General features: G+C 44.0%; 25 protein-coding genes, 1 tRNA gene and 1 pseudogene. 24 read left to right on the top strand and 3 right to left on the bottom strand.

Going from position 1 to position 25588, the window contains the following annotated elements:
* The first annotated feature begins 178 nt into the window (after positions 1 to 178).
* From DX060_RS11475 to DX060_RS07995, 17 genes and pseudogenes are all read left to right on the top strand, one after another.
* Positions 179 to 328: a hypothetical protein gene (locus DX060_RS11475; RefSeq protein ID WP_181814250.1), complete on the top strand. Its 150-nt coding sequence runs from the start codon at positions 179 to 181 to the stop codon at positions 326 to 328.
* Between the two features lie 151 nt (positions 329 to 479).
* Positions 480 to 950 carry an NAD(P)H-quinone oxidoreductase subunit 3 gene (locus DX060_RS08070; protein ID WP_115011974.1) on the top strand — a complete coding sequence of 157 codons (471 nt, stop codon included), beginning with the start codon at positions 480 to 482 and terminating at the stop codon, positions 948 to 950.
* Complete coding sequence (locus tag DX060_RS08065; protein WP_115011973.1) at positions 932 to 1438, top strand: NuoB/complex I 20 kDa subunit family protein; 507 nt, start codon at positions 932 to 934, stop codon at positions 1436 to 1438. Before DX060_RS08070 ends, DX060_RS08065 begins: the two co-directional genes overlap by 19 nt.
* A 19-nt stretch (positions 1439 to 1457) precedes the next feature.
* Positions 1458 to 2318: an NADH-quinone oxidoreductase subunit C gene (locus tag DX060_RS08060; RefSeq protein WP_115011972.1), complete on the top strand. Its 861-nt coding sequence runs from the start codon at positions 1458 to 1460 to the stop codon at positions 2316 to 2318.
* Positions 2318 to 3562, top strand: coding sequence for an NADH dehydrogenase (quinone) subunit D (gene nuoD, locus DX060_RS08055; RefSeq protein ID WP_115011971.1), 1245 nt, complete (start codon positions 2318 to 2320; stop codon positions 3560 to 3562). The genes DX060_RS08060 and nuoD overlap by 1 nt, the downstream gene beginning before the upstream one ends.
* Before the next feature lie 45 nt (positions 3563 to 3607).
* The gene (locus tag DX060_RS08050) at positions 3608 to 3910 is read left to right on the top strand and encodes an NADH-ubiquinone oxidoreductase subunit E family protein (RefSeq protein ID WP_115011970.1); all 303 of its coding nucleotides are present in this window, start codon (positions 3608 to 3610) and stop codon (positions 3908 to 3910) included.
* A complete protein-coding gene (locus tag DX060_RS08045; RefSeq protein WP_115011969.1) occupies positions 3903 to 4823 on the top strand; it encodes a hypothetical protein in 921 nt (306 codons plus the stop codon). The genes DX060_RS08050 and DX060_RS08045 overlap by 8 nt, the downstream gene beginning before the upstream one ends.
* Positions 4816 to 7416: an NADH-quinone oxidoreductase subunit G gene (locus DX060_RS08040; protein WP_181814249.1), complete on the top strand. Its 2601-nt coding sequence runs from the start codon at positions 4816 to 4818 to the stop codon at positions 7414 to 7416. The genes DX060_RS08045 and DX060_RS08040 overlap by 8 nt, the downstream gene beginning before the upstream one ends.
* 3 nt (positions 7417 to 7419) lie before the next feature.
* A complete protein-coding gene (gene nuoH, locus DX060_RS08035) occupies positions 7420 to 8409 on the top strand; it encodes an NADH-quinone oxidoreductase subunit NuoH (protein WP_115011967.1) in 990 nt (329 codons plus the stop codon).
* 9 nt (positions 8410 to 8418) lie between these two features.
* On the top strand, positions 8419 to 9090 hold the full coding sequence (nuoI, locus tag DX060_RS08030) for an NADH-quinone oxidoreductase subunit NuoI (protein ID WP_115011966.1): 672 nt from the start codon (positions 8419 to 8421) through the stop codon (positions 9088 to 9090).
* Entirely contained in the window at positions 9090 to 9680 is a 591-nt protein-coding gene (locus DX060_RS08025; RefSeq protein WP_115011965.1) for an NADH-quinone oxidoreductase subunit J, read from the top strand. Before nuoI ends, DX060_RS08025 begins: the two co-directional genes overlap by 1 nt.
* Positions 9681 to 9694: 14 nt before the next feature.
* Complete coding sequence (nuoK, locus tag DX060_RS08020; protein ID WP_115012346.1) at positions 9695 to 10012, top strand: NADH-quinone oxidoreductase subunit NuoK; 318 nt, start codon at positions 9695 to 9697, stop codon at positions 10010 to 10012.
* 3 nt (positions 10013 to 10015) lie between these two features.
* The gene (gene nuoL, locus DX060_RS08015) at positions 10016 to 11917 is read left to right on the top strand and encodes an NADH-quinone oxidoreductase subunit L (protein WP_115011964.1); all 1902 of its coding nucleotides are present in this window, start codon (positions 10016 to 10018) and stop codon (positions 11915 to 11917) included.
* Positions 11918 to 11920: 3 nt separating this feature from the next.
* Positions 11921 to 13390 (top strand): annotated as a pseudogene (locus tag DX060_RS08010) (NADH-quinone oxidoreductase subunit M); the annotation flags it as partial.
* A gap of 188 nt (positions 13391 to 13578) precedes the next feature.
* Complete coding sequence (locus tag DX060_RS08005) at positions 13579 to 15060, top strand: NADH-quinone oxidoreductase subunit N (RefSeq protein WP_115011962.1); 1482 nt, start codon at positions 13579 to 13581, stop codon at positions 15058 to 15060.
* A gap of 3 nt (positions 15061 to 15063) precedes the next feature.
* Positions 15064 to 17493, top strand: a complete 2430-nt coding sequence (locus DX060_RS08000; RefSeq protein ID WP_147278802.1) for a DUF7494 domain-containing protein — start codon at positions 15064 to 15066, stop codon at positions 17491 to 17493.
* 65 nt (positions 17494 to 17558) lie between these two features.
* On the top strand, positions 17559 to 18929 hold the full coding sequence (locus tag DX060_RS07995; RefSeq protein ID WP_408938837.1) for a phosphomannomutase/phosphoglucomutase: 1371 nt from the start codon (positions 17559 to 17561) through the stop codon (positions 18927 to 18929).
* A 100-nt stretch (positions 18930 to 19029) separates the two neighbouring features.
* Here the strand turns inward: DX060_RS07995 and DX060_RS07990 are convergent, their stop codons facing one another.
* Complete coding sequence (locus DX060_RS07990) at positions 19030 to 19227, bottom strand: hypothetical protein (protein ID WP_115011960.1); 198 nt, start codon at positions 19225 to 19227, stop codon at positions 19030 to 19032.
* Between DX060_RS07990 and DX060_RS11470 the strand changes: the two genes are divergently transcribed.
* The 7 genes from DX060_RS11470 (at position 19227) to DX060_RS07960 (ending at position 23599) form a co-directional block, all read left to right on the top strand.
* Positions 19227 to 19388 carry a hypothetical protein gene (locus tag DX060_RS11470; RefSeq protein ID WP_181814248.1) on the top strand — a complete coding sequence of 54 codons (162 nt, stop codon included), beginning with the start codon at positions 19227 to 19229 and terminating at the stop codon, positions 19386 to 19388. The two genes, DX060_RS07990 and DX060_RS11470, sit on opposite strands and share 1 nt — an antisense overlap.
* Positions 19389 to 19475: 87 nt before the next feature.
* Complete coding sequence (locus DX060_RS07985; protein ID WP_115011959.1) at positions 19476 to 19757, top strand: HU family DNA-binding protein; 282 nt, start codon at positions 19476 to 19478, stop codon at positions 19755 to 19757.
* Between the two features lie 27 nt (positions 19758 to 19784).
* Positions 19785 to 19861: transfer RNA gene (locus DX060_RS07980), tRNA-Arg, on the top strand.
* 147 nt (positions 19862 to 20008) lie between these two features.
* Complete coding sequence (locus DX060_RS07975) at positions 20009 to 21244, top strand: tetratricopeptide repeat protein (protein WP_309473188.1); 1236 nt, start codon at positions 20009 to 20011, stop codon at positions 21242 to 21244.
* Positions 21245 to 21268: 24 nt separating this feature from the next.
* On the top strand, positions 21269 to 22063 hold the full coding sequence (locus tag DX060_RS07970) for a phosphatidylserine decarboxylase (protein ID WP_115011958.1): 795 nt from the start codon (positions 21269 to 21271) through the stop codon (positions 22061 to 22063).
* Positions 22053 to 23012, top strand: a complete 960-nt coding sequence (locus DX060_RS07965) for a thiamine-phosphate kinase (RefSeq protein WP_115011957.1) — start codon at positions 22053 to 22055, stop codon at positions 23010 to 23012. Before DX060_RS07970 ends, DX060_RS07965 begins: the two co-directional genes overlap by 11 nt.
* Positions 23013 to 23059: 47 nt before the next feature.
* Positions 23060 to 23599 carry a hypothetical protein gene (locus tag DX060_RS07960; protein WP_115011956.1) on the top strand — a complete coding sequence of 180 codons (540 nt, stop codon included), beginning with the start codon at positions 23060 to 23062 and terminating at the stop codon, positions 23597 to 23599.
* Here DX060_RS07960 and DX060_RS07955 read toward each other — a convergent pair.
* Together DX060_RS07955 and DX060_RS11465 are read right to left on the bottom strand one after the other, a co-directional pair.
* Entirely contained in the window at positions 23596 to 25248 is a 1653-nt protein-coding gene (locus tag DX060_RS07955) for a hypothetical protein (RefSeq protein WP_115011955.1), read from the bottom strand. The genes DX060_RS07960 and DX060_RS07955 overlap by 4 nt on opposite strands.
* A 154-nt stretch (positions 25249 to 25402) precedes the next feature.
* Positions 25403 to 25570 carry a hypothetical protein gene (locus DX060_RS11465; protein ID WP_181814247.1) on the bottom strand — a complete coding sequence of 56 codons (168 nt, stop codon included), beginning with the start codon at positions 25568 to 25570 and terminating at the stop codon, positions 25403 to 25405.
* Between the last annotated feature and the right edge of the window lie 18 nt (positions 25571 to 25588).

Raw genomic sequence — 25588 nt, 5'->3', positions numbered from 1 at the left:
CTAGAATCCACTTTTTCAAGCGATTCAGTCTTGGGCGAGCGATGCGGTTGATTACACGATTTTTAGGGCAGTCATTACCGATTTAGGTAACTCCTACCCTAAAAATCGTGTAAAACAGCCACAGCCCCACCGCAATGCTTAGAATCGTGTTGAAGTAAAACAGACTTTGTGGAGTAAAATGGGCTTTGTGAAAAAGTGGATTCTAGTGGGGAGAGTGGATTGCCACAAAAATCCTTGCGGATTTTCTCGCAATAACAAGAGATATTTCGCCCTCAATATGACAAGAAAAATGGCGTTATGCGCAAAAGTGGATTCTAGGAAAAGCTAAATCCTAAAACTAGAATCCACTTTTGAAATAATCTAGCATAAAGACAGAATTATAAAAGTTAAGATTCTATTAAACTTTTTCATTTTACAATCGCATTTATCTTACTAGCTTAGCGCATTAGCATTCTTGAACTTATTGTATGGAGTTGTATATGCCTACCATAGATTCTGCAGATCCCGGGACACTCACACAAGCGCAAGAGCTTATCGCTGCGCAAGTCTCATCGGCATTTGTTGATCACGCGTATTTTGGGGTGTTTGTTTTATTTGTCTTGAGTTTTATTGCATTTAATTACACACTTAAAATCCAGCGATTTATCTCACGCAAGCTTGCCAAAAAAAGCAATGAAAAGCTCAAAATGGCTCCTTATGAGTGCGGACCTGTGCCTATCAAGCAGCCAGCAAAGATTTCTCACCATTTTTTCATCATCGCGCTTTTGTTTGTGCTATTTGATATTGAAGTGGTGTTTATGATCCCTTGGGCTGTGGTGTATAAGAGCTTTGTCGCAAGTGGGGCGGGGCTATTTGTGTTTATTGAAATGCTAAGCTTTGTGCTACTACTTGTGATAGGGCTAATTTATGCGTGGAAGAAAGGGGCATTGCGATGGCAGAATATGGAGTAAGAGATTTGCAAGCTATGGGCGTGCCTGTCGCACTTGGGACACTTGATAAGCTGCTTAATTGGGGGCGGAGTAATTCACTCTGGCCTATGACTTATGGGCTTGCGTGTTGTGCGATAGAGATGATGGCGACAGGTGGAAGCCGCTTTGATTTTGATCGCTTTGGGACAATTTTCCGCGCTTCACCTAGACAGAGTGATGTGATGATTATCGCCGGCACACTCACAAAAAAGCACGCAGAATTCACGCGCCGACTCTATGACCAAATGCCCGAGCCAAAATGGGTGATTTCTATGGGGAGTTGCGCAAACACGGGCGGTATGTTTAATACCTACTCTACCGTGCAGGGCGTAGATAGGATTATCCCTGTGGATGTGTATTTGCCCGGTTGCGCACCACGCCCAGAGACTTTGCAATACGCGCTTTTAGTCTTGCAGCGTAAAATCCGCTCTAGCAAAGCATTGCCGCCAAAGACCAAACGCGTGCTATAACATAAGCTAAGGAGAGAGTATGCCACAAGATCAAGAAAAGCAGCACGACACGAGAGATAGTGGGCAGCTTGGTGGCTATCTTTTGCCTAGCTCCACTTCATCTAAGTCTAGCACCTCTCACATCGATGTGCAAAGAAAAGCTACACATACGCCTAGATTCTATCAACCACTTGAGACACCAAAATCCCACATACAAGGAAGCGCGTGGGAAGTGATCTACAATCACCTTGCCTATGAATTTGCTATCGATAGGGCATATATCGAGCTTGGGATCGCGGTGTTTTGGGTGTGTAAAGATGATATTGTAGGCGTGATGAGAAAGCTTAAATATCTAGGCTATGAAGTGCTTAGTGAAATGAGTGCGGTAGATATGCTAGCTAAAGATAATCGCTTTGAGATGTTTTATCAGCTTCATTCTGTGAAAGAGAGCTTTAGCGATAAGCGGCGTGTGCGGATAAGGTGCTATCTTGGTGAAAATGAACAGATAGATTCTATCTCTTCTATTTTTTCTCTTGCTTTGTGGAGTGAGCGAGAGGCGTATGATATGCTTGGGATAAAGTTTATCAACCACCCAAATCTTACGCGCCTGCTTATGCCAAAGGATTGGGTAGGACACCCACTGCGCCGATCATATCCTTTGCAGGGCGATGAGTTTGCGGCGTGGTATGAGATTGATAAAATCTTTGGCAAGGAGTATAGAGAAGTGGTGGGGGCAGAGCAGCGCGATAGCGCGAAAGTGGATTCTAGTGATGCGCGTAGCTTCTCTAAGCTTGATGCCATTGGGGAGGAGGGTGAAGGGCTATATATGGAAGCTTCTAAAGCTCTTTTTGTCAAAGATATTGCTAGGGCGAAAAAAACTCGGCTTGAAAGAAGGAAATAATGGGACAAAACTATACACGCTTAAAACCGCAGTTTGAAAATATACATTTCGAGCGCGATGACAATACGATGGTGTTAAACTTTGGACCACAGCACCCATCGACACACGGGCAGTTGCGCTTGGTCCTAGAGCTAGATGGTGAAAGGGTTAAAAGAGCTACTCCAGAGATTGGCTACTTGCATAGGGGTATAGAAAAGCTTGCAGAAAATATGATTTACAATGAGTTTATGCCTACCACAGATAGGCTTGATTATATTTCTGCTATTGGCAATAACTATGCCTTTGCGCTTGGAGTAGAGCGACTGCTTGGCATACAAGCCCCGCGCAAAGCCCAAGTGATACGCACGACACTTTTAGAGCTAAATCGCATTATCTCGCATATCTTTTTCATCGCGGTGCATGCTATGGATGTGGGCGCGCTATCGATGTTTTTATACGCGTTTAAGACGCGTGAGTATGGGCTGGATTTGATAGAGGATTATTGCGGGGCTAGACTTACGCATAATGCCATTCGCATAGGCGGTGTGCCGCTAGACTTCCCAAGTGGCTGGCTGGAGAATTTGGAGCAGTTTTTACAAGAAGCAAGCAAAAGTGTGGATTTGTTTGAAGGCTTGCTTGATGAAAATCGCATTTGGAGAATGCGCCTTGAAGGCGTGGGGGCGATCTCTCAAGAGATGGCAAAGTCGTGGGGGCTTAGTGGGATTATGCTGCGTGCTACGGGCATTGCCTATGATATTCGCAAAGAAGAGCCCTATGAGCTTTATAATGAACTAGACTTTGCCGTGCCTACTGGGCATTATGGTGATAGCTATGATCGCTACCGACTCTATATGCTTGAGATTAGAGAGTCCATTAAGCTACTGCGCCAGCTTATCGCGCTTTATCCAAGTAGCAATGCTACTAGCACGGGCGATGAGCTTATGGCACGCGCTCCAGAGTATATCTCCGCGCCAAAAGAAGAGATTATGACGCAAAATTACTCGCTTATGCAGCATTTTGTGCTAGTTACGCAAGGTATGCGTCCGCCAAAAGGTGAGGTCTATGCCCCCACAGAGTCTCCGCGCGGTGAGCTTGGATTTTTTATCCATTCACTTGGGGAGGCATACCCACAGAGAATGAAAATCAAAACCCCAAGCTTCGCGCATACAGCGATTTTGCAAGAGATGCTTACAGGCGCGTATATCGCCGATATTGTTACGATTGTAGGCTCGTGTAATGCGATTTTTGGAGAGGTGGATCGATGAGCTTGCAATCTCTTGCACAAACACAAAGCAAAGGGGAGATAGATAATGAAGCGATTTGACTTGCGGCATTTGCATAATGATTTTTACGCGCGTATGGGAGAGCTGATCGATACGCAACTCACTCAAGGAGAGGTGGGGATATTTCTCTTTGAAGTTGATGATTTTTCTAATGTCGCTAAGAGTGCTGAGTTTGTCAGCTCTAAGGGCTATGAAGTGATGAATTCTGTGCGATTTAATCATCGCGATTGGACACTTGTAGTGCGCAAAAGCCATCCGCAATCTAGACTAGAATCCACTTTGGAGCCACAATCACCTACGCAAGAGAGCGCAAAGGCAGGCGATGAGTAATGCTACACACGCTGTGTCAAAAAGCGAGATAGCAAGGCTGGGTGCCACTCCTAGCACACAAGCTATGCGAAATCCTGCAATCATAGAGCAGGATACGGGTGTGTCTCAGCTCCTTAGACAGAGTGATGTTGTGCTGGTGCTTGGGGTGGGGGCGTTTGAGTTTGGGGAGCTAGTGGAGGGGCTAGATATTGTTTGTGCTGTGATAGGGCTGCATCCTTTTGTGGATTCTAGGGTGGGGGATATGCGGCAGTATCGCTATGAGGTGGGGGCAGAGCTTGGGGTGGCAGCACTGCTGTGTCAGTCGCTCATCGCTCAGGCAAAGCTGCCTATTCAGGTTCGGGAGTTTTTTGATAGCCTAGATTTAGGGCATATCGCCGCAGAATCCGCTCTTGCTGAAGAGGAGCTAGCAGAGATAGTGTGCAGTGTGCAGCAGGCGAAATCGCCGATGATTATCGTGGGGGAGAGCTTTAGGCGGCATGCTTTTGCTCCGCTTATCCACAAGCTGCTTGCGATGATTGGCACATATTGTGCGATTGATATGCTCTGTGCGAGTGATGTGGGCTTGCGTATGCTAGCCTATGATAAAAATGTGGATTCTAGGGCGTTTGCACCTATCTTGCACGCCCTTGAAGAGCTGCCAGAATCCAATGGCGCGCTTGTGTATCTTAGCTTGCTTGATGGGCGAGATTTAGCACAGCCGGTGTTATATGCCACGCCGGCATTTTTGCGTTTAGCGCATTTGCAGGATAAAGAGCAGGTGCGCTTGCTTGTGGATTCTACTCAAGTGGAGTGTGTGGCTCAGCAAGTGAGCTATCTGCAAGGTGCTACTGCTGTGCTTAAAGGCTGGCGAGGAGCAAAGATTTATCCTTTTATCAAGGCGCGATTTGCGCGAAATGGGGGCTATAATGGCTAAAGTTACAATTATGATTGATAAGCGTCCAATTATCTGTGAAGAGGGTGAAACAATCGTCGATGTCGCTAGGAAAAATGACATTTTTATCCCTACGATTTGCTATCTAGGTGGCTGCTCACCTACGCTTGCCTGCAAGATGTGTATGGCTGAGACAGGCGATGGCAAGCGTGTTTATACTTGCAACACCAAGGCAAAAGATGGGCTAGAGATATTTACGCAAACTAAGCAGCTTCAACAAGAGCGGCAGATGATTATGCAAACTTATGATGTCAATCACCCGCTAGAATGTGGCGTGTGCGACAAAAGTGGGGAATGTGAGCTGCAAAATCTAACGCTCTATACCAAAGTAGCCCACCAAGACTATGCCCTAGCTGATGATGAGAAGCACGAGAAATCGTGGGCGCAAGCACTCTATGATCCTAATCTTTGCATTGTGTGCGAGCGATGTGTAACCACTTGTAAGGACAATATCGGTGAAGCCAAGCTTAAGGCTGGGAAAGCAGATTTACACGCCCCTGATAGCTATAAAGACTCTATGTTAAAAGACCCTTATAGCGTGTGGAGTAAGAAGCAAAAGTCTTTGATAGAATTTGTGAGCGATACACCTTGTGTGGATTGTGGGGAGTGTATTGCTGTGTGTCCTGTGGGTGCGCTTACTTATAAGGACTTTAGCTATACTGCTAATGCGTGGGAGTTGAAAAAGACTAATAGCACCTGCCATTACTGCTCTATGGGCTGTCATATCACTTATGAGACAAGACATCATAATACCCTAGGGGAGAAGAAGATTTATCGCGTGAGCAATGACTTCCACTTCGCGCCAATCTGTGGGGCAGGGCGGTTTGGATTTTCTGTCGTATCTGCTGGGGCTGTGCCAAAAGTGGATTCTAGTCTAGAATCCACTTTTGATAATCCTATAAGCAATCCCTTCACTCATCTTGGCAAGGCTAGTGCTATGCGGCTTGGTAGCTCTATCACCAATGAAGAAGCGATGATTGCAAGCATTTTTAGTGCGCATTTTGGCATAAAGCTCTATAACGAGAGTGCGCGGGCATACCAGAAGTTTTTGCCTTATTTGCGCTTAGATCATACTTTGCAAGACCTGAAAGATTCTAGCACGATAGTCGCGCTAGGTGCGCCTGTGCGCTTGCAAGCCCCACTTTTGCAATATGCTATCAACAACACAATCCGCACCAAAAAGGGCGTTAAGCTCTACTATCTCCACCCAATCGCCGACACACTTTTAGCGTCATTTTCTCGCTCTGTGGTGCATATGCCTTATAATCCCGGGGCTGATGAAATGGCACTTGGGGCGTTGCTTATGGCGATGAAAGGCACACTTGAAAAGGCGATCGCCCAAAGTCCGCAGGCTAAGGAGTTAGGGGCAATGCTGGATGGCTTGCTTAGAGTGATTGAAGCAAGCAAGCAGGCAGAAGTCAAAGTGGATTCTAGTGAAAAAGTGGATTCTAGCGAGGCGCAGCCTAGCACACCTGTCTATGCGGCATTGCAAGAAGCAGGGATAGAGAGCAGTAAGCTTAGCGAGCTAGCTGGCGTGGATTTATCACAGATGAGTGTAATCATCGGTGAGGAGGCTATGCTTTGTGCCTTGCGTGAAAATAGCGCGATGGTAGCGGGGCTGCAGATTTTAGAAAAATGTGGGGCTAGGGTGTATGTGATCCCGCTTGGTAGCAATACGGCTGGGATCGCTAGAATCTGTGGCGAGCTTTTAGAAGTGGATTCTAGTGTCGCGCGAGATTCTAGCCTAGAATCTAGTTTGGGTGATGAATTTGTGATCGGCGTGCGCACACAAGGCGATGTGGTGTGGGATTGTGCGTGGAGCAGTGATGGTGAAGTGCTTGTGAAAAAGCCTGAAGTAGTGCTACCAAGCCACCAGCAAATGCTAGGCAGTATGACGAATTTTGAAAATCGCTTGCTACCTCTAGCAAAGGTGCGCGAGTATCAAGGCGATGATTTGGCAAGTATTTTGTATGGGTATAACACATCTAGGCTAGAGGTAGCGCACCATAAAAAAGAGCTACAATCTATGACACGCACGCAAGATCGCGCAGGTATGTTGCTTGATAGTGCATTGCTTGATTATTTTTCTACCTACACAGAGCTAAGCGACTATACAAAGGCACTACCACAAAGCAAGGGCTATGCGCCAAAAGAGCTTGCCAGCATAGCAAACTACTACACACAAGGTGGGATTGATAAAAGAGGCTATGTGCTTATGCCATTGCTAAGCGGTGAGCTTGCGCCAGCCTTTGCGATAGAGCAGGCAAAATCTCTAGACTTTAATGCCTTCATCACTTATCCGCAAAATCTCTTTAGTATCCAAAATGTGCTAGATAGCAATATGCAGCAAAAAGATGGATTCTACACTTCTAAGGCACATTTGGATAGGCTAGGGCTTGCTGAAGGAGAGCAAATCACGCTACGCAAGCCAAATACACAGCAGGACATTACAGGCGCAGTGTATATTGACTATGCGATGAGTCAGGATATATGGCTCATTAGCCCAAATATCGCAAAAAATTGGGATACAAATACCTATGTATCTGTTGAGTGCGCTAAAGCCATAAAGGAGTAGAGTATGAGTGAGTTTATCATCGAAACTTGTATAAAGATTTTGGTTGTTGTGCTTGTATTCTCGTTTTTAGGGGGGTTTGGGACATATTTAGAGCGCAAAGTTTTGGGCTATTTCCAGCGCAGGCTTGGTCCTTGCTATGTGGGTCCATTTGGGCTTTTGCAGTTTCTAGCTGATGCGATTAAGCTATTTACCAAAGAAGATGTCTGCCCCCAGAATGCTAATAAGCTTATTTTTATGCTAGCTCCAGTGATTGCGATGATGAGTGCATTTGTCGCGATGGCACCGATACCATTTTTTGGCGAGTTTGAGATATTTGGTAGGACCATACAGCCTATCATTTCAGACATCAATGTAGGGCTACTCTTTTTCCTAGCAGTTGGGGCAGTGGGGATTTACGCGCCGCTGCTTGCTGGGCTTTCTTCAAATTCTAAATTCTCCTTGCTGGGGGCTGTGCGTGCGTGTATCCAGCTTTTAAGCTTTGAGGTGGTCTCCACGCTTAGTATTTTGCCTCCACTTATGCTTGTAGGCTCACTATCGCTTGTAGCTATGAATGATTATCAAGCAGGGGGAGTGTTTGATTGGTTGTTATTCAAGCAGCCCTTAGCCTTTATTCTCTTCCTTGTGGCTAGCTATGCTGAGCTAAATCGCACACCTTTTGACTTGCTTGAGCACGAAGCGGAGATTGTGGCTGGATTTTGCACGGAGTATAGCGGGCTAAAATGGGGGATGTTCTTCTTAGCAGAATACGCCCATCTCTTTGCCTTTGGCTTTGTGATAGCTCTTATCTTTTGTGGTGGGTATCAGCCGCTGTGGTTTATCCCCGGTGGGATTGCCATTATCCTAAAGGTGTGCTTTTTTGTCTTCTTGGCGATGTGGGTTAGGGCGACTTTCCCACATATCCGCCCAGATCAGTTGATGAGTATGTGCTGGAAGGTGCTTATGCCTTTAGCGATTATCAATTTGCTTATCACAAGCGTTGTGATTTTGCTCTAGGAGAATGCAATGAAAAATTATACCCCTATCCCTAAGCGCAAAGAGCCAAAGACTACTTATGAGCATTTTTGCAAAAGTGTGAAGATGACTTGTGGGCTAGATTTGTTTAAAGGACTAGCTCTTACTTTAAAGGAGTTTTTTTCTAAAAAGGTTACTATACATTATCCTAAAGAGTATATCCCGCTATCGCCCAGGTATCGTGCTGTGCATAGCCTGCAAAGACTCCTAGAATCCGGAAATGAACGCTGCATTGGCTGTGGGCTTTGTGAGAAAATTTGCACGAGTAATTGTATCCGCATCATCACACATAAAGGCGATGATAAACGCAAAAAAATCGACTCCTATACCATAAATCTTGGGCGGTGTATTTACTGCGGATTGTGTGCTGAAGTGTGCCCTGAGCTTGCCATTGTTATGGGAGATCGCTTTGAAAATGCAAGTTTAGCGCGCGCGCAATATGCTGGGAAGCACGAGCTTTTGCGCCCTATTGATGAGGCTAAAACACATACACAGCTAGAGTTTGCTGGCTTTGGGAGTGTGAGTGTGGATGCGGACTCTAGGCTTGTGCCAACGCCCATTGCGTGGGATAAGCCTATATCACTAGAATCCACTTTTGAAAAAGTGGATTCTAGTGCAGAAACAGAGGAGAAGTCGCAAAACTCCAAGCAAGGAGAGGTGTAATGTTTGAAGCGATTGCATTTTATTTTTTTATGGTGTTGAGTATCGTGGCATTTCTTGTTGTCGTTAGCACAAGAAACATACTCTACGCGCTCACGGCTCTTGTAAGTGGTATGATCTTTATCTCAAGCTTCTTTTTTCTTTTGGGGGCAGAGTTTTTGGGCGTGGTGCAAATTGCTGTTTATACGGGAGCAGTGATTGTTATGTATGCCTTTGGGCTGATGTTTGTGGATACGATGAGTGAGATTAGAGAGCGACATAAAGGGGATCTGTGGCTTAGTGTTATGATTGTGTGTGTGGCACTGCTTTTGGTCGCGCTTTTTGTCTCGCCAATGCTTTATGAGTCGCAGCAAGTAGCCGTAGAAAGAGATATGCAAATTATCACAGGTGAGCCTAATACTTTTACCGTGGGTAAAATGCTATTTGGGCACTATCTCATTGCGTTTGAGATAGCTGGTGTGCTACTTTTAGTCGCGCTTATTGCTGGGATCGCGCTTGGCATTAAAGGGCGCAATGAAGCACAAGATGAAGCATCTGAAGTGGCAGACATCTCATCTTTTAAACCATCTTTTAAGCAAGGGGATTCTCTATGACTACTACGATTACTATGCAATTAAGCCCCTATGTCAGTGTGTATGATTTTTTGCTGCTCTCTATTGTGCTGTTTGCTATTGGGTTGTTTGGAATGCTTCGTAGAAAAAATATTTTAATGCTCTTTCTCTCAAGCGAGATTATGCTAAATGCCATAAATATCGCACTTGTGGCAGTTGGTGTGGCGTTTAATGATATGGGTGGGCAGATGTTTGCTCTTTTTATCATCGCGCTTGCAGCTAGCGAAGTGGCAGTGGGATTGGGGCTTGTGCTATTGTGGTATCGCAAGCATAAGAGTCTTGATATTGATACGCTTTGCACAATGAAAGGATAGAAAATGGGCTGGGTGGATTCTATAGATATTGGCACATTTGCCTGTTTGCTTTTTGTGGTGTTGTTTGCGCCATTGCTCGGCACGATTGTAGCTGGCGTGCTTGGCACTAGAGGCAAGATCGTGGGTGTCGGCTGGTTTAATAGCTTTTGTATTTTGCTTTCGTTTTTTGCAAGTGTCGTGCTTGGGTTTAGCGTATTGCAAGGGGTTAGCTTTTCTGTGTCGCTTTTTGATTGGATTGTAAGCGGGAGTTTTGCAGTAGATTTTGGCTTTAGCCTAGATATGATTACTGCGGTGATGATTGTTGTCATCTCTCTTGTATCGCTGCTTGTGCATATTTACTCTATTGGCTATATGCACGATGATGAAGGCTTCAACCGCTATTTTAGCTTCCTTAGTGGGTTTGTGTTTTCTATGATGTTTTTAGTGCTAAGTGATAATTTCTTGGGACTATTTGTCGGCTGGGAAGGGGTAGGAGTCTGCTCTTATTTGCTTATTGGATTCTGGTATCACAAGCATAGTGCGAATTTCGCTGCTATGGAGGCATTTATTAGCAATCGCATCGCGGATTTGGGTATGTTGCTTGGGATTTTTCTGCTTTTTTGGAGCTTTGGGACACTCAATTTTCAAGAGATTTTTTCTGCTATATGCGGTGATGAAATGCAGCTTTCTTCAAGCATTCTTAGCTGGGCTGGGATTTTGCTTTTTATCGGTGCGATGGGGAAATCCGCGCAGTTTCCTTTGCATACTTGGCTGGCAAATGCGATGGAGGGACCCACACCTGTATCAGCACTTATCCACGCAGCTACAATGGTAACAGCTGGTGTTTATCTCATTGTGCGGGCTCACCCTATCTATATGGAAATCCCACATATTGGCGAAGCGATCGCTTATCTTGGCGCGTTTGTTGCGCTATTTGCTGCTTCTATGGCTCTTGTCAATAGGGATTTAAAGCGCATTATCGCCTACTCTACGCTCTCACAGCTTGGGTATATGTTTGTAGCAGCTGGGCTTGGGGCATATTGGATCGCTCTTTTTCATCTTTTTACCCACGCGTTTTTTAAATCACTCTTATTCCTTGGGGCTGGGAATGTAATGCACGCTATGCACGATGGGCTTGATATTACGCGTATGGGGAGGCTTGCGCGTCCATTGAAATATACAATGATCTTTATGCTTATTGGTAATCTTGCTTTGTGTGGGATACCGCCATTTGCTGGGTATTTTTCTAAAGATTTGATTCTGGAATTTAGCTTTAATACAGAGTATAAAGTTTTATGGGGATTGCTTGTGTTCGGGGCGTTTTTGACAGCATTTTATAGCTTCCGTTTATTTATGCTTGTGTTTTTCTCGCCAAAATCTAGCGAGGCATACGCGATTGATCATCCACACGAAGCACGCCCGCTTATGCTCTATGCAATACTCCCTTTAGCGGTGCTTGCTATTGTGGCTGGGGTATTTTATGATCCTATTATATCGGCGTTGAAGTATATTGCAGTGTTTGAAATGCCCCACGGACACTTGAGCGCAGAGTCTCTAGCTGGGATTGCGCTTGGGGCTTCTTGCTTGGGGATTATTGTGGCGTTTTTTAAATACAAAAACTTCACCTATACTCCAAGTCGCAACTTTTTCTACACGCTTTTGTCGCAGCAATACTACATACCAAAGCTTTATGAATTGCTATTTTCTAAAGCTTTTGGCGTGCTATGTCGTGTGCTGTGGCAGAAGATTGAGATATTGGTGTTTGATAAAAGTATGCAAGCAGTGGGCAAGGTGATGATGTGGCTTTCTGCGATGTGTGCATACTTGCAAAATGGCAATATAAGCAGTGTGCTACGACTTATGGTCTTTGGTGTTTTGCTTTTGCTGCTTAGTTTGCTAGTAAGTCAATTAGTCTTTGTGAGGTAGGCTATGGAGTATTTATTAAGTATTGTTATCTTCTTCCCATTTATGGCTGGGCTTGTTGTGTTTGCCTTAGATGATAGGGGGGCGAAGTTTTTTGGTGTAAGTTGTGCGATGATCGAGCTTGTGCTAGTGGCGGTGCTGTGTGGGTATTTTGATAGTAGCAATCCTAGCTTGCAGTTTGAAAATATGTTTGCTTTAATTCCTGCTTTTGGGATTAGCTATCATATTGGGATTGATGGGGTTTCGCTTACATTGATTTTGCTTAATGCTATTGTGATATTGCTTAGTGTGATGTTTTTACACGGCAAAACACCTGCTAGCCATTTTGTCGCGTGCTTGCTATTGCTAGAATCCATTCTTATGGGGGTTTTTAGTGCGCAAAATCTCGTGCTGTTTTATGTGTTTTGGGAGCTATCTTTACTGCCGATTCTCTATATGATTGGCGTGTGGGGTAGCGGCGATAAGATCAAAGCTGCGTTGCAATTTTTTCTTTATACATTTTTTGCTTCATTGATTATGCTTGTGGGGATTTTGTATTATGGATTTTTGTTTTTCTTGCATTTCAAGCATTTTAGCTTTGAGTTGGCTGATTGGCTCTCTATGCCATTGCCACCGAGCTATCAGCTCTGGCTCTTTCTAGCGTTTTTTATCGCCATTGCGGTAAAGATCCCCATTATCCCATTCCACGCGTGGCTTCCTAAAGCCTATGGCAATGCCCCCACACTTGGCTCTGTGGTGCTCTCCGCGCTACTGCTAAAAATGGGGACTTATGCGCTTGTGCGGTTTTGTCTCCCACTCTTCCCAGATGCGAGCATTGAGCTTAGCTTGTGGATTTTGGTGCTTGGGCTTATTATGATTATCTATGGGGCAATGCTTGCTTACGCGCAAACAGATATGAAGCAAGTGATCGCTTATAGCTCTATCTCGCATATGGGTGTCGTGGTGCTTGGGGTATTTTCTTTCACGCTTATTGGGATTTCTGGTGCGGTGTTTATGATGTTTGCGCACGGCATTGTGGGGGCTATGCTGTTTATGTTGGTTGGTGCATTTGCCAAGCGCACAGGATCAATGCAGATAGATTCTGTGAAAGGTGTGGCTGCGGTTGCGCCGATTTTTTGCGCGATATTTGGGCTTGCCACGATGGCAAATGTTGGGCTCCCTTTGACCATAGGCTTTGTAGGGGAGTTTTTAAGCTTGCTTGGCATATTTGCGACTTATCCACTTATTGCGCTTCTTGGGGGGCTAACTATTATTTTATCGGCTGCATATATGCTTAGCTTGTATAAAAGGCTTTTTTTTGGCAAAGCAGATGAAGAGCAAAAGCTAGCGAAGTTTAGCGATGTTGATGTGCGAGAAAAGCTCGTGTTAGGGCTATTTTCTGCTTGTGTTATCGTGCTTGGAGTCTATCCTAAGCCATTGCTAACGCTTATAGATTCTGGGGTTAAGCCAATGCTAGAGACAATGTCTATGCGTGCGCAAAATAGCGCGACAAAGACATTGCTTACTACGCTTGAATCCAAGCAGGAGCGCACACTTGAGCGCATAAAATCTTCAAGTATTGTAAGTAGTGATAGCGTAGGGGAACTAGATTTTGCCAAAGTGGATTCTAGTATAGAATCTAGCTCTGCCACTCAAGCTGATTTACTTTTTTCTGGAGAAGCGCGATGAACTTTTTACCTCCTTTAGATTTTGCTGAGTTGTCATTAGGCGCGATTTTGCCAAGTCTTGTGCTTATTATAGGGGCATTGATCTTATTGCTTGCTAATGTGTTTGTGCGAGTTTTTGACAGAGCGTTTCGCGGAGTAAATGTCGCGCTATGTGCTGTGTTTTTAGCTTTAAGCGTGCTTTGTAGCTTGCAGCTTGATGTGGGTAGCTCGTTTTTCTCACTTATTCATATTAACGGCATAACAATCCTATCGCAAGTAACAATGGAGTTTGCCGCGCTTGTGTTTATCGTGCTTTTTTTCACGAAGCAAGAAAAGGCTGATTATGCTACTAGGGTAGGGGAGTTTTATCCTTTATACTTGCTAATGATTGCTGGGTTTGACATTATGGTATCAAGTCGGCATTTGCTTATCATTTTGCTTGGGCTTGAGATTGGTTCATTGTCTTTAGTGGCACTCATCGCCTTAAGCGGCACATCTAGAGCCATAGAGGCTGGGATAAAGTATTTTGTCTTTAGTGTGCTTGCTAGCGTATTTTTTATTATGGGGGCGTTGTGTTGGTATTTTGCTAGTGCGAACTTTGATCTTAATGCGCTTGAATTTGCAATCCTATCTGGCAACTATATTTCTGCATCTGCTATTTTGCTTGGGGTTGTGTTTATGATTGGTGCGCTTGGGTTTAAGACTTCTGCCGTGCCATTTCACTCGTGGATGCCTGATATTTATCAAGGCTCAAATGCCATTGTCGCTGGAGTCGTGTCTATTATCCCAAAGATCGCTGCCTTTGCTGTGGCTATCAATGTGTTTAGTATGTTTATCCAAAGTAGTGCCTTATGGGTGCATAATACACTCTATGTGCTTGTGGTGCTTTCAATCACTTTGCCAAATATCGCAGCCCTTGTGCAAAAAGATATAAAAAGAATGCTTGCTTTTAGCTCTATTGCGCATTCTGGATTTGTGCTTGCTTGTATTCTTATCAATACGCAAATGAGCCTTAGTGCGCTGTATTTGTATTGGTTTTTGTTTGTATTTAGTAATGTCGGGGCATTTGGGCTATTGTGGTTTGTGCGCAATACATCAAGCGATACTTATGAGTATCGGCATTTTAGCGGCTTGGTGCGCGTGCTGCCTTCTTATGCGGTGCTTGCTGGGGTGTTTTTCATCTCGCTTGCTGGGATTCCGCCATTTGGGCTGTTTTTTGGAAAAGTGGCGGTGGTGATGAGTGCCTTTAGTGCGGATTATGTGTATCTAGGGCTTATTATGATGATAAATAGTGCCATCGCGGTGGTGTATTATTTGCGCCCTGTTATTGCGATGTTTCTGCCAGCTACGCAAGCTCCTAATGCAGCGGACTTTTTCTATAATGCCACTTCTGTATCTAAGCTAGTTGTCTGGCTGATGGCGGTTGTTTGTTGTGTTAGTATTTTTATGGTGCAGTTTTTGCTTGATTTTATAGGAAAATATGTGATCGGGGCTTATTGATTGGTGAAGCTATTTTTCTCTCGTTTGGGATTATTGCTGTGTGCTTGTGCTATCCAGATAAGTGCGTTAGAGATTTCTACAACCTTTGGCAAGGAGGCAGGGGAGGACTTTTCTGTGCTGACCTTGCGCAATGACTCTGCTTTCACTTGTGGTGAGGTGCTAGATGCGTATGGCAAGGCAGTGTCGATTGAGTGTAAGATTTCACGCATACCCGATCGTGGATTCCCCGGGCTAGAAAATAGCTTTTTTCGTGTGTCCTATAAGATGATAGATGGGGATTTTTGGCTCTATATTTATCCTAAACACCAGCAAAAGCTCTTTGCTATTCCTAAAAGCCCAAAGCAGGATTTTAGTATCGATAAGTATCCAAGCACCACCGCACATCTATGGCAGATTGTGGGGTATAAAAAGACTATACCCTTTCTCTCTCACGAGAATTTTAAGCAAGGCTTGCATTTCCCTGTGAAAATTCTAGGCGAGCAGACTCCAACAATCCCCGAGCTAAATACTGACAACAAACCCCTAAAAGCGACAAAAAATAAGGATTTTGAAATCTACTCTCGGGTCAAAACTGCTATGGAGCGCAAAGACTATATCGGTGCAATCACAGAGATCAATGAAGCCTTACAGCAAAATCCAAACTCTGTCTTCCGCCGCGATCTCACTTATGATCGCATTATCGCAAGCTCTAAGCTTGATCTTGAAGAGCAAGATGTCTTGATAGAATCCGCTTTAGAATGGGTGCGGATATTTGCTGCTGATCCAGATGTGCCAGAGATTTTATATATCCTTGCCGCTGCATATAGAAAGGATAATATCCCAACAGAAGCGGAGCATTACTACAAACGCATTAGTAGCGAATATCCAGAATCCAAATTTACACCATTGGCACAAATGCAGCTTGCCAATCTTGTCAAGACTCACGCCCCTACGCAAGCGCGGATCTATTTCCAAAGAGCGTATATCGATGCCAAAGACATACCAAGTGCAAGTGAGATTGCCATAGAGTGGGCGATATTTGAGCTAGAGCAGCAAAACTCCATAAATGCAACAGAGCTCGTCAATAAAGTGCTAGCCAATTATCCAAAGTTTTTCTTAGATAATGACGAGATTACCAAAGAGCTATCTAGCGCATTGCTTGAAGCCAAGGATTATCCAATGATTGCCACTCTCACACAATACTTAGCTGACAATAGCGATGATATATACTTCAAAGAAGAGAAGATGTTTGTGCTAGGGGATTATTATCAGCAGGCACAAGATTTTGAGCAAGCCCATCAGGCAAATCAGCAATATATCCAAGTCTTTGGCGAGGACCACCCAGAGAGAGCCAAAGTCGTGCAAGATAGAGATGATGCGATTTTGTTTGCCATAGATGGTGGCGATGAGGAGAAGCTTAAGCATTATGCGTATCTCATCAGCAAATACCCCAACACACAAGAAGCCACAAAGGCTAAGGAACTTACAGCCCAAATCCTGCTACAAAAGCATAAATATCAAGAAGTTTTCGCACTCTATAAAGATGAAGATTCTAGCCCATATCGCCAGCAAGCTTTAGATGCACTGCTTAAAGATGCCATCGCGCAAAAAAATTGCAAAGAGGCTATTGGCTACATTATGCAAACTTCTGTTTATAATCTAGACTCTGCTCAAAAGCTTGTAGCGTTTGATTGCGCCGATGAGGCAGGGCTAAATACTATCGCCAAGCAGATTGCTAGCGGTATGGCAGAAGCAAGCAAAGATCAAGGCACGCGCTTGCTCTGGCTCTATCGCATCGCTAGTAATCTCTACAAGCTTGGTGCATATAAAGAAGCCTCTCTTGCAGCGCGCGATGCGCTAAATCTCGCCAAAATCCAAAAGAGTCATTATGATATTGCCTTCACGCTTTTTGCGATTTTACAAGCCCTAGAATCCAAAAACGAAGCCAAAAAACTTCTGCCATTTTTGCAGGAGCATTTTGCTAGAGATGAGCGCATAATCCCTGTATATGCGACACTTTTGGGCTATGCAATCGATGAAAAAGACCCGACAAGCATAGAAGTATATGCAAGCAAAATCATCGAGCTGCAAAAAGCATTTAAAACCGATGAATTTAGCCCTTATGCAGAGTTTGCACTTGCTAATGTCTTGCGAGAATTGAAGCGATATGATCAAGCCTTAGCACTCTTGCTACCGCTAGAATCCACCAAGCTTACGGAAGTGGATTCTACACAGCTGCTCTATCGTATCGCTAGCTTGTATGATGTGTTAAATAACGCGCCATCTGCGTTGAAATATTTTGACAAATGCGCTAAAAGTGCGGACCAAAACGAGTGGAAAACACTCTGCACACAGGCAAAAGAGCTACTACAAGAGCGAGCCAAATCATCAAGCAAGGAGCCGCCGATACAGGTAGATTCTGCTAAAGTGGATTCTAATGCTTCAGGCAATTAAATGTAGCTATTGGTTTGCTACATATTTTTATAATCACAAGCACATAAGCAACAAAGGAGAGTAGTATGGATATGAGTATATTTCGAGAGTATGACATTCGTGGGATTTATGAAGAAAATCTCACAAAAGAGAGTGTATTTGCCATTGGCTTTGGGCTTGGCAAAAGGGTGCTACAAGCTGGTGAGACAAGTATCGCCATAGGCTATGATGCACGCACGCATTCGCCCATTTTGTATGAGTGGCTAAAAGATGGGATCTTGCTAAGTGGGGTAGAAGTGGTGTTTATGGGTATGATCCCCACGCCTGTGGCGTATTTCGCGACATTTCAAAACCAGAATCTAAAAAGCTCAATAATGATTACAGGTAGTCATAACCCACCGCAATACAATGGCTTTAAAATCACAATCTCTCAAAAGCCTTTCTATGGGGAGCAGATCCAGCAGCTAGGCAGGGAGATTGCTAGTAGTAATGTCGCTTATGTCCCAGCTAGTAAAGCCGCCGTAGAAGTGGATATGCTAGGGCAGTATCAAGCGTTTTTTATCAAGCATTTTAGTAGGCTTAAAGATTTTCCCTATGAAGTGGTGTTTGACTATGGTAATGGTGTGGGTGCAATTGGCTTGGAGCCGGTGCTAAAAGCTCTAAATATCAAGCATATTAGTTTATTTGAAGTCCCAGATGGCACATTCCCCAATCATCATCCAGATCCAAGTGAAGAAAAAAATCTCCGCGATATAAAAGCTGCGATGAAATCACGCCAAATCCCCATAGGCATAGCCTTTGATGGCGATGCTGATAGGGTGGCATTGATGAGTGAGAATCACAACTATAAAGGCGATGAAATGGCGATTTTGTTTGCCAAAGATATGGCAAAGCATATTGCTAGCCCTGTTGTGATAGGCGAGGTGAAATGCTCGCAAGTGATGTATGATGAGATAAACCGCATAGGCAAGGCTGTGATGTATAAAACTGGGCATAGCAATCTAAAGACAAAGCTTAAGGAGCTAGATGCCCACCTAGCGGCTGAAATGAGCGGGCATATATTTTTTAATGATAGGTATTTTGGCTATGATGATGCCTTATATGCGGCTCTTCGGGCATTGGAGCTGTTCCTTGAGATGACTCCAGCGCAAATGGAATCATTCATCAATGCGCTACCTAAGCTCTACTCTACTGATGAAGAAAAAATTGCCACCACAGAAGAGAAAAAGTTTGGACAAATTGCGGCATTGCAGAAAGCTTTGGAGAATCCACCCGCAGACTTTCCACATATCCAAGAGATCATCACTATTGATGGCGTGCGTGTGATATTTGACAATGGCTGGGCTTTGGTGCGCGCGAGCAATACCACGCCTGTGCTGGTAACGCGCTTTGAGGCTACTTCGCAAAAGGATTTGGAGTGCTATAAGCAGCAGGTTTTAAGGCTATTAGATTTGTAGTTTCTTTGTGGTGGGCGACTTCTCTAGTGATTCAGTCTTGGGCGGGCAATGCGGCTATGCATTGTCTTTTGGGCTAGAATCGCGGATTTCTTCGCCTAGCTCACGCGATAGACACTCGAGCCTTATCTCCTTGCGCGGCTTGAAAACAAGCGAAGCGAAGTTTCTTTAGAAATCCCCAAAAAACTCCAAAAGCCCTACCGCAATCCCTAGAATCGTGTTGAAGTAAAATGGGCTTTTGCAGTAAAACCGACTTTGAAGTAAATAGGTTTTGTGTGAAAAACACCTTTATTATCATCATTGCGAGCCTTGCGTGGCAATCCACAAAAACAAAGCATATTTCCTAGAATCCACTTTTTAAAAAACACCGCCAATGCTCAAATCGCACAAGTGGATTCTAGTCCCAAAGTCCTAGAATCCACCATCCCCCTAGAATCCACTTTTGACATTTTGTTGCCATAAATGATGAAAATAGCGCAGGATACTTGATTTTAAGGCATAAAGTAGCTACAATAAATCCGCTTTATATTTCAACCTTAAGGAGACACAATGAATAAAGCAGAATTTGTCGATCTTGTAAAAGATGCAGGAAAACTTCCAAGCAAAAAAGATGCAGAAATCGCTGTAAATGCGTTTATCGCAGCAGTAGAGAAAGCGTTGAGTAAGAAAAAAAGTGTTGAGCTTGTCGGCTTTGGTAAATTTGAAGCTGTTATGCAAAAAGGTAAGTCTGGTAAAGTTCCAGGAACCAATAAAACTTATAGCACAAAAGATAAATATGTGCCAAAATTTAAACCAGGCAAAAGCCTAAAAGATCTTGTAGCGAAAAAATAACTTTCACTACCCCATTCTATGGGGTTTGTCCCCGTAGCTCAGCAGGATAGAGCGTACGATTCCTAATCGTAAGGTCGTGGGTTCGAATCCCGCCGAGGACACCACTTACTAGATTCTTCTTATCCTTTTTTGTTTATTGATTTTTTTATGTTGGTTCATTTTTGTTTGCTGTCTGTATTGTTGTTTTGGGAATGTCTTTTGCTTTAGCATATCTAGGTTTTTGTGAAGTAAAGTGATTTATGGAGTGTAGTATGACAAGGATTGTAGAAAAAAAATGGAGTTTCACTAGTGTTATTAACGCATATAAAGGTTGCGCGTTTATGGTGCTTGGCTGCGTGTTTTTCTCATTATCGGCACTATATGCAGCCGATGAAGAAGGGCGATTTACCTACGGACTTGATAGAGATGCCATAGCCCAAGATGGTGCGCAATACAACGATAGCAATCTCCCCCCACCCTCACAGAATCCAAATCTCGCTGATAATGCCCTAAACAATGAAAATATCCCACTAGATCCAAGCGACCCAAGCTTTAATACCAATTTCACACCAAAAGACGCCGATCTTTTGCCTCATCAATATCCCCTAAGTGATAGGCTTACTTCACCAGATATTCCAACCGCCCAGCTAAAAGCCGCAATGGATGCGATGAAGAAAAATGATGTAGCAACGGCTTTTGCGCTGTTTAAGAAATCTTGTGATGGCGGAAATCCATCTGGCTGCTTTGGACTTGGGACAATGTATGCCACAGGCAAGGGTGTTGATGTCAATCTCCAAAAAGCACAGAGATATTATGAGATGGGTTGCTCTGCTGGTGATCCTACTTCTTGCACCAATCTTGCTATGCTCTATAATGAAAAAACCAATGCAAGCAAAGATGATAAAGAATTAGCAGTGCAATTTTATATAACTGCTTGTCAAGGTGGCGATGCGATTGCTTGTAATAATTTGGGCTTTATGTATGCCAATGGCGATGGGGTCGCTAAAGATTTTTTCAAAGCGATTCGTTATTATAAGCTCGCGTGTAATGGCGGTAGCAATCTAGGCTGCTATAACCTAGGGCTTATGAGTAATACCAAAAATATTTATGGCAAAAACAAAAATGCACTTTCTAAAGCGGATCTAAACTATGTCGCCTGCAATGCTGGGGATATTAAAGGCTGCGCTAATCTTGGATATATGTATGCTAATGGGCTTGAGGGCGTGCCACTAAGCTATGCCTATGCGGCAAAATACTTCAAAATGGCGTGTGATTCTGCTGATGTGAAGAGCTGTAATAATCTAGGTGTGCTATACCAAAAGGGGCTTGGTGTTACGCAAAACACACGCTACGCGCTTGATCTTTATGCCTATACTTGCAATGCGGGATTGCAGCAAGGCTGCGATAATTATCGTATCTTAAAGCAGGATTTACAGATCAATCCAAATCCTACCTATACACTTAAGCCAAAACCATCAAAACCATCATCGCCTTTTTATAAGCGTTAATCTAGAATCTAGCAAAGGATAAGTATGGATACAAACTCTCTCTCTAGGCTTTTTGGTAAGTTTGCTTCGTGCGCGTTTCCTAAGTGGTTTCAGCGTATTGTTAATCGTGTATATGTGCGGATTTTCCGCATTGATTTGAGTGATTTTGCTCCGGTTGATTTCTATCCTACGCTTAATGCACTTTTTACAAGAAAGCTAGAGCGTGCGAGAGAAGTGGATTCTAGTAGTGAGTCTATCATCTCTCCAAGCGATAGCCTTATCACAGAGCAAGGCATAGTTTGTGAGAATCTTGCCCTGCAGATTAAAGGAATGTCCTATCCTGTAGATGAGTTTCTTGGCACGCCAAAAGGTGAGGTAGATGGCTTTAGCTATGTCAATCTCTATCTCTCCCCACGCGATTATCACCGCTATCACGCGCCTTGTGGTATGGAGATCGTGGAGGCTAGATATTTTGGCGGAGAGCTTTTGCCTGTGAATTTCCCATCGTTGCGCAAAAATAGCAATTTATTTGTGCGTAATGAGCGGGTCGTGCTTGTGGCAAACACCCCGCACAACACTAGAATCTACTTCGTGGCTGTGGGTGCGCTTAATGTAGGCAAGATGATATTTCACTTTGATTCTAGGATTGATACTAATGCCAAGCCAAATGCTAGAGATATTTATGTGTATGATACACCCATATCAGTGAAAAAGGGCGATGAGCTTGGGCATTTTCAAATGGGCTCTACAATCGTGCTTATTATGCAAGATATTAGTCTAGAATCATCGCTAGAGCAGACAGTGCGCTTTGGGCAAAGGATCGCGCGCTATGGATTGTGAGAGGCTTTTCATCTCTGCTTTACATAAATCTGGAGTATTGCTTGGGGTGGGAGATGATGCTGTGCTGCTGCAAGATGTAAGCCGTATAAGCCCTAGAATCCACTTTTTTACCCCTAGAATCAAAAGCCCAAAATATAGGCATTTACAAGGAATTTCTAGCAGTAGTTTTGCTAGAGTGCTAGGCAAACATAAAGAGCTTTTTGTTGCTGCTGATGGATTCTGTGAGCATATACACTTTAAGCGCGAGTGGTTGAGCTTAGAAGAGATCGCTACTAAGGCTATGCTTATCAATATTTCTGATATGTTTGCGATGAATGCTCTGCCAAAATACGCGCTTTTGTCCGTTACGCTACCACATTTGCAAGCTAAAGAAATCACCCAAATCGCCCTAGCCCTAGCCAATGTCGCTAGGAGCTATAATGTCAAGCTTATTGGTGGAGATACGATGAAAGGAGAGAATCTAGCCTTTCATATCACGATGCTTGGCGTGCCAAATGGCAAGATTTTAGGGCGCAAGGGGCTAAAAGCTGGGGATTTGGTGTATTGCACAGGGAGGGTTGGGCAGAGTCTTTATGCGCTTTTGTGGCTACTTAGAGGTGGTAAGATCTCGCATTCTAGGCGGTTTGCGCGGTTTATCGCACCTTGTTTGCGTGATCAATTTATCGCGGCTATCGCGCCTTTTGCTAGGGTGGGGCTTGATGTATCTGATGGGGTTTTAAGAGAGCTGCACACGCTTAGTGCGCTAAATCACTTGCGCTTTAGCTCTCTCACAAAATCGCGCATACCAGCATATAAAAGTGGAGAGGAGTATGAGCTGCTCTTTGCCATAGCTCCGCGCCATAAACACAGACTTTTGCGAGTGGCGAAGCGCACGCGCACGCCGCTAGAGTTTATAGCAAAGGCTAAGCGCATAGGTAGCAAGCTTCCTAGGGCTAGAATCTGGCATTGATATAGAGATATAGGCTATAATGTGCGCATTTAGCTAAGGGGTTTGGTATGAGAGCTTTTAGAGTGGTGGTTTTTGCGTGTTTGTGTGGGGTGAAGCTCTATGGGCTAGATCCCCAAACACAAGCACGGAATGATTATTTTGGTAATTGGTGGCAGCTTGCGAGCTTTCACATAGGCTCAAGCATTGATTTCAACACGCCAAATGGCGGTGCTATGGGGATAAATATCGGTGCTAGCGCGGGGAAGAATTATGTGTTTCTCAATGATTTAGATATAGGTGTGCGTGCGAAATATCTCTATGCTAAGACAGCGGTCTCTACGCATTCTTTGGGGGCTATGCTCTATGTGCATTCTTGGAATAAGCCTAATGCCGGGCTATTTTCTTTTGCTCTAGGGGGCGGTATGCTTGCTGCTCATCGGCTGGATTCTAGTGTGTTTGGTGGGTATATTGAAGTGGGGGTTGCTTTATTTAAGTTTTTCCCTGTGAATGCAGACTTGCTCTATCGCGCTAGCTTCTATCCCGTCAATAATCCCCTTGCTATGGCAGAGATGACACACGGGATCCATATTGTGTTTGGGTTTTTCTAGCGCACGCGGTAGATATATACTCCAAGTGGTGCGTGAAAGATATTGTTTGCTAGATGTTTGGCATATTGTGGTGCGTGGGTGATTAGGGCATATTTGGCAAGAGTTTTTGGGCTAATATCATAGAATCCAGCATAGCTAGAAGCAAATATTTCCTCATAATCTGCGCGAAGTTTGGCGAGATATTGCGGCGTGATGTGGGCTTGCGTGTAGGAGTCTAAATAGAGTAGGTCGCCACTTTTTGGTGTTTGGAGAGTAGGGGAGTTAAAGATGCTGTATGGAGAAGAGGGGTCGATATGAGGCGTGGTAGTGGGCGGTAGATTGGTCGCTAGGTCAAAATCTCTGCCGCCAAAATATCGCACAAACCACCCTAAATATCCGTAAAACACTTTGCCAAGCGGATCTTGATTCTGTCCTAGCATAAAGATTTTGGTGTTAGGATTTGTGTGCGTGTAGTTTGCTAGAAATTGTGCGGCTTGCAGATAATGTGGTGGCAGAATCTTAATGCTTGTGTAGTGCGAGAGCGCGCTTGGGATATTGATTAGAGCGTGTATTAGGCACACTACTACAAAGAGCTTGCGCAAATGCTTATAGTAAAGTTTTGTATAAAATGCCACAGGCAAACACGCCATAACATAGCAAGGGAAAAAGTAATAAGGCGTGAAAATCATCAGCACAAAATAGCTAGCCCCATAGGCTAGGGCAGCGATAAGCAAGGAGTCATAAAAGGCATAGCGAGATTTTAGAGCTGTTTTGTCATCACTTTTTATGGCTTGGGATACTTTGTAGATACGCACGATCAGCACCGCTGGGGCAAAGAGAAACAAAAACGGGTGATAAAGCAGGGCATTTATCATATCTTTTGCTACTTGCATATCTTTTAGCCCAAAGTTAGCATAGGATTTTTGGATATGTGGCACCACAAGCCACAGGTATAATCCCATAAATACACACGCCACAAGCAATAGCACAAGCCCCACGATGATAATAGGCATATCGGCGCGATCTTTTGGCGCACCGCTTGTATATCCGTAGAAATATCTAAGCCCAAGAAGCAGAGCCAAACTCCCACAGATAAACACACAATCTGGCTCTTTGTAAAACATACTCGCCCCACCACACACGATACATACCACCACCCACAATGCCACACGCTTTTGCTCGTGAGCTAGGAAAAATAGCCCCAAAATATACCCACTAAGCCACACGACTTGCACTCTCTCTGGAAAGCAAACCCCCATAAACACAATCACAAAGCCAAGGTTAATAAAGCATATAAGCAACGCTAGCATACTATATGAGAGCGGCACGATTTGTAGAAGCAGGTAAAACATCACGCAAGCAAGCAGGGTAAATAGCATAACATTTGCGAAAAAGTAGATTCTAGGGGCTGCAAGAATATCGCTTGTGGGAAATAAATACATTAAGAGATTGAGATCCATAAAGGCTAGTGGGTAGAATCTACCTTTGTCAAAGTGATCGACCCCCCAATAAATGGGCTTAGATTCTATGATATTGAAAAAAATCAGCGCATCATCAAGATTGAAAGACACGCTTGGGCGATAATATATAAGCCCCCCCCCTATAAGAATTATTGCTAGTAAGCTACTTGTGATTATTTTGTTTGAGTGTATATTGTGTAGAGTAGTCATATTTTTCCTAAATTTTGGGCTTGTGAAAGTGCCGATGATACCATATCTTGCGTGAAAGTGCATTCTAGGAAATAGCAATGCTAAAGATTTGGAGCTAGAATCCACTTTTTCAAAAAGTGGATTCTAGGAAGCAAGCTGGACTCCAAAAATAAAGCTAATTTTTGAGCCAAATGATTCTAAGAATTGCGGTGGGGCTGTGGGTGCTTTTTGCAAATTTTCTAAAGAAACCTGCAAGGCTTACGCCTTGCACCGCTGTCGCTGGTTTTGGGTGGGAGTTACCTAGGCGGTAATGACCGCCCAAAATTTGCAAAATCAATCGCATTGCTCGCCCAAGACTGAA

The organism is Helicobacter canis (assembly GCF_900451095.1).
In the GTDB taxonomy this organism is placed as follows: Bacteria; Campylobacterota; Campylobacteria; order Campylobacterales; family Helicobacteraceae; genus Helicobacter_B; species Helicobacter_B zhangjianzhongii.
The sequence above is the reverse complement of the archived record's forward strand: the minus strand, read 5'-3'. Positions and strand labels throughout refer to the sequence as shown.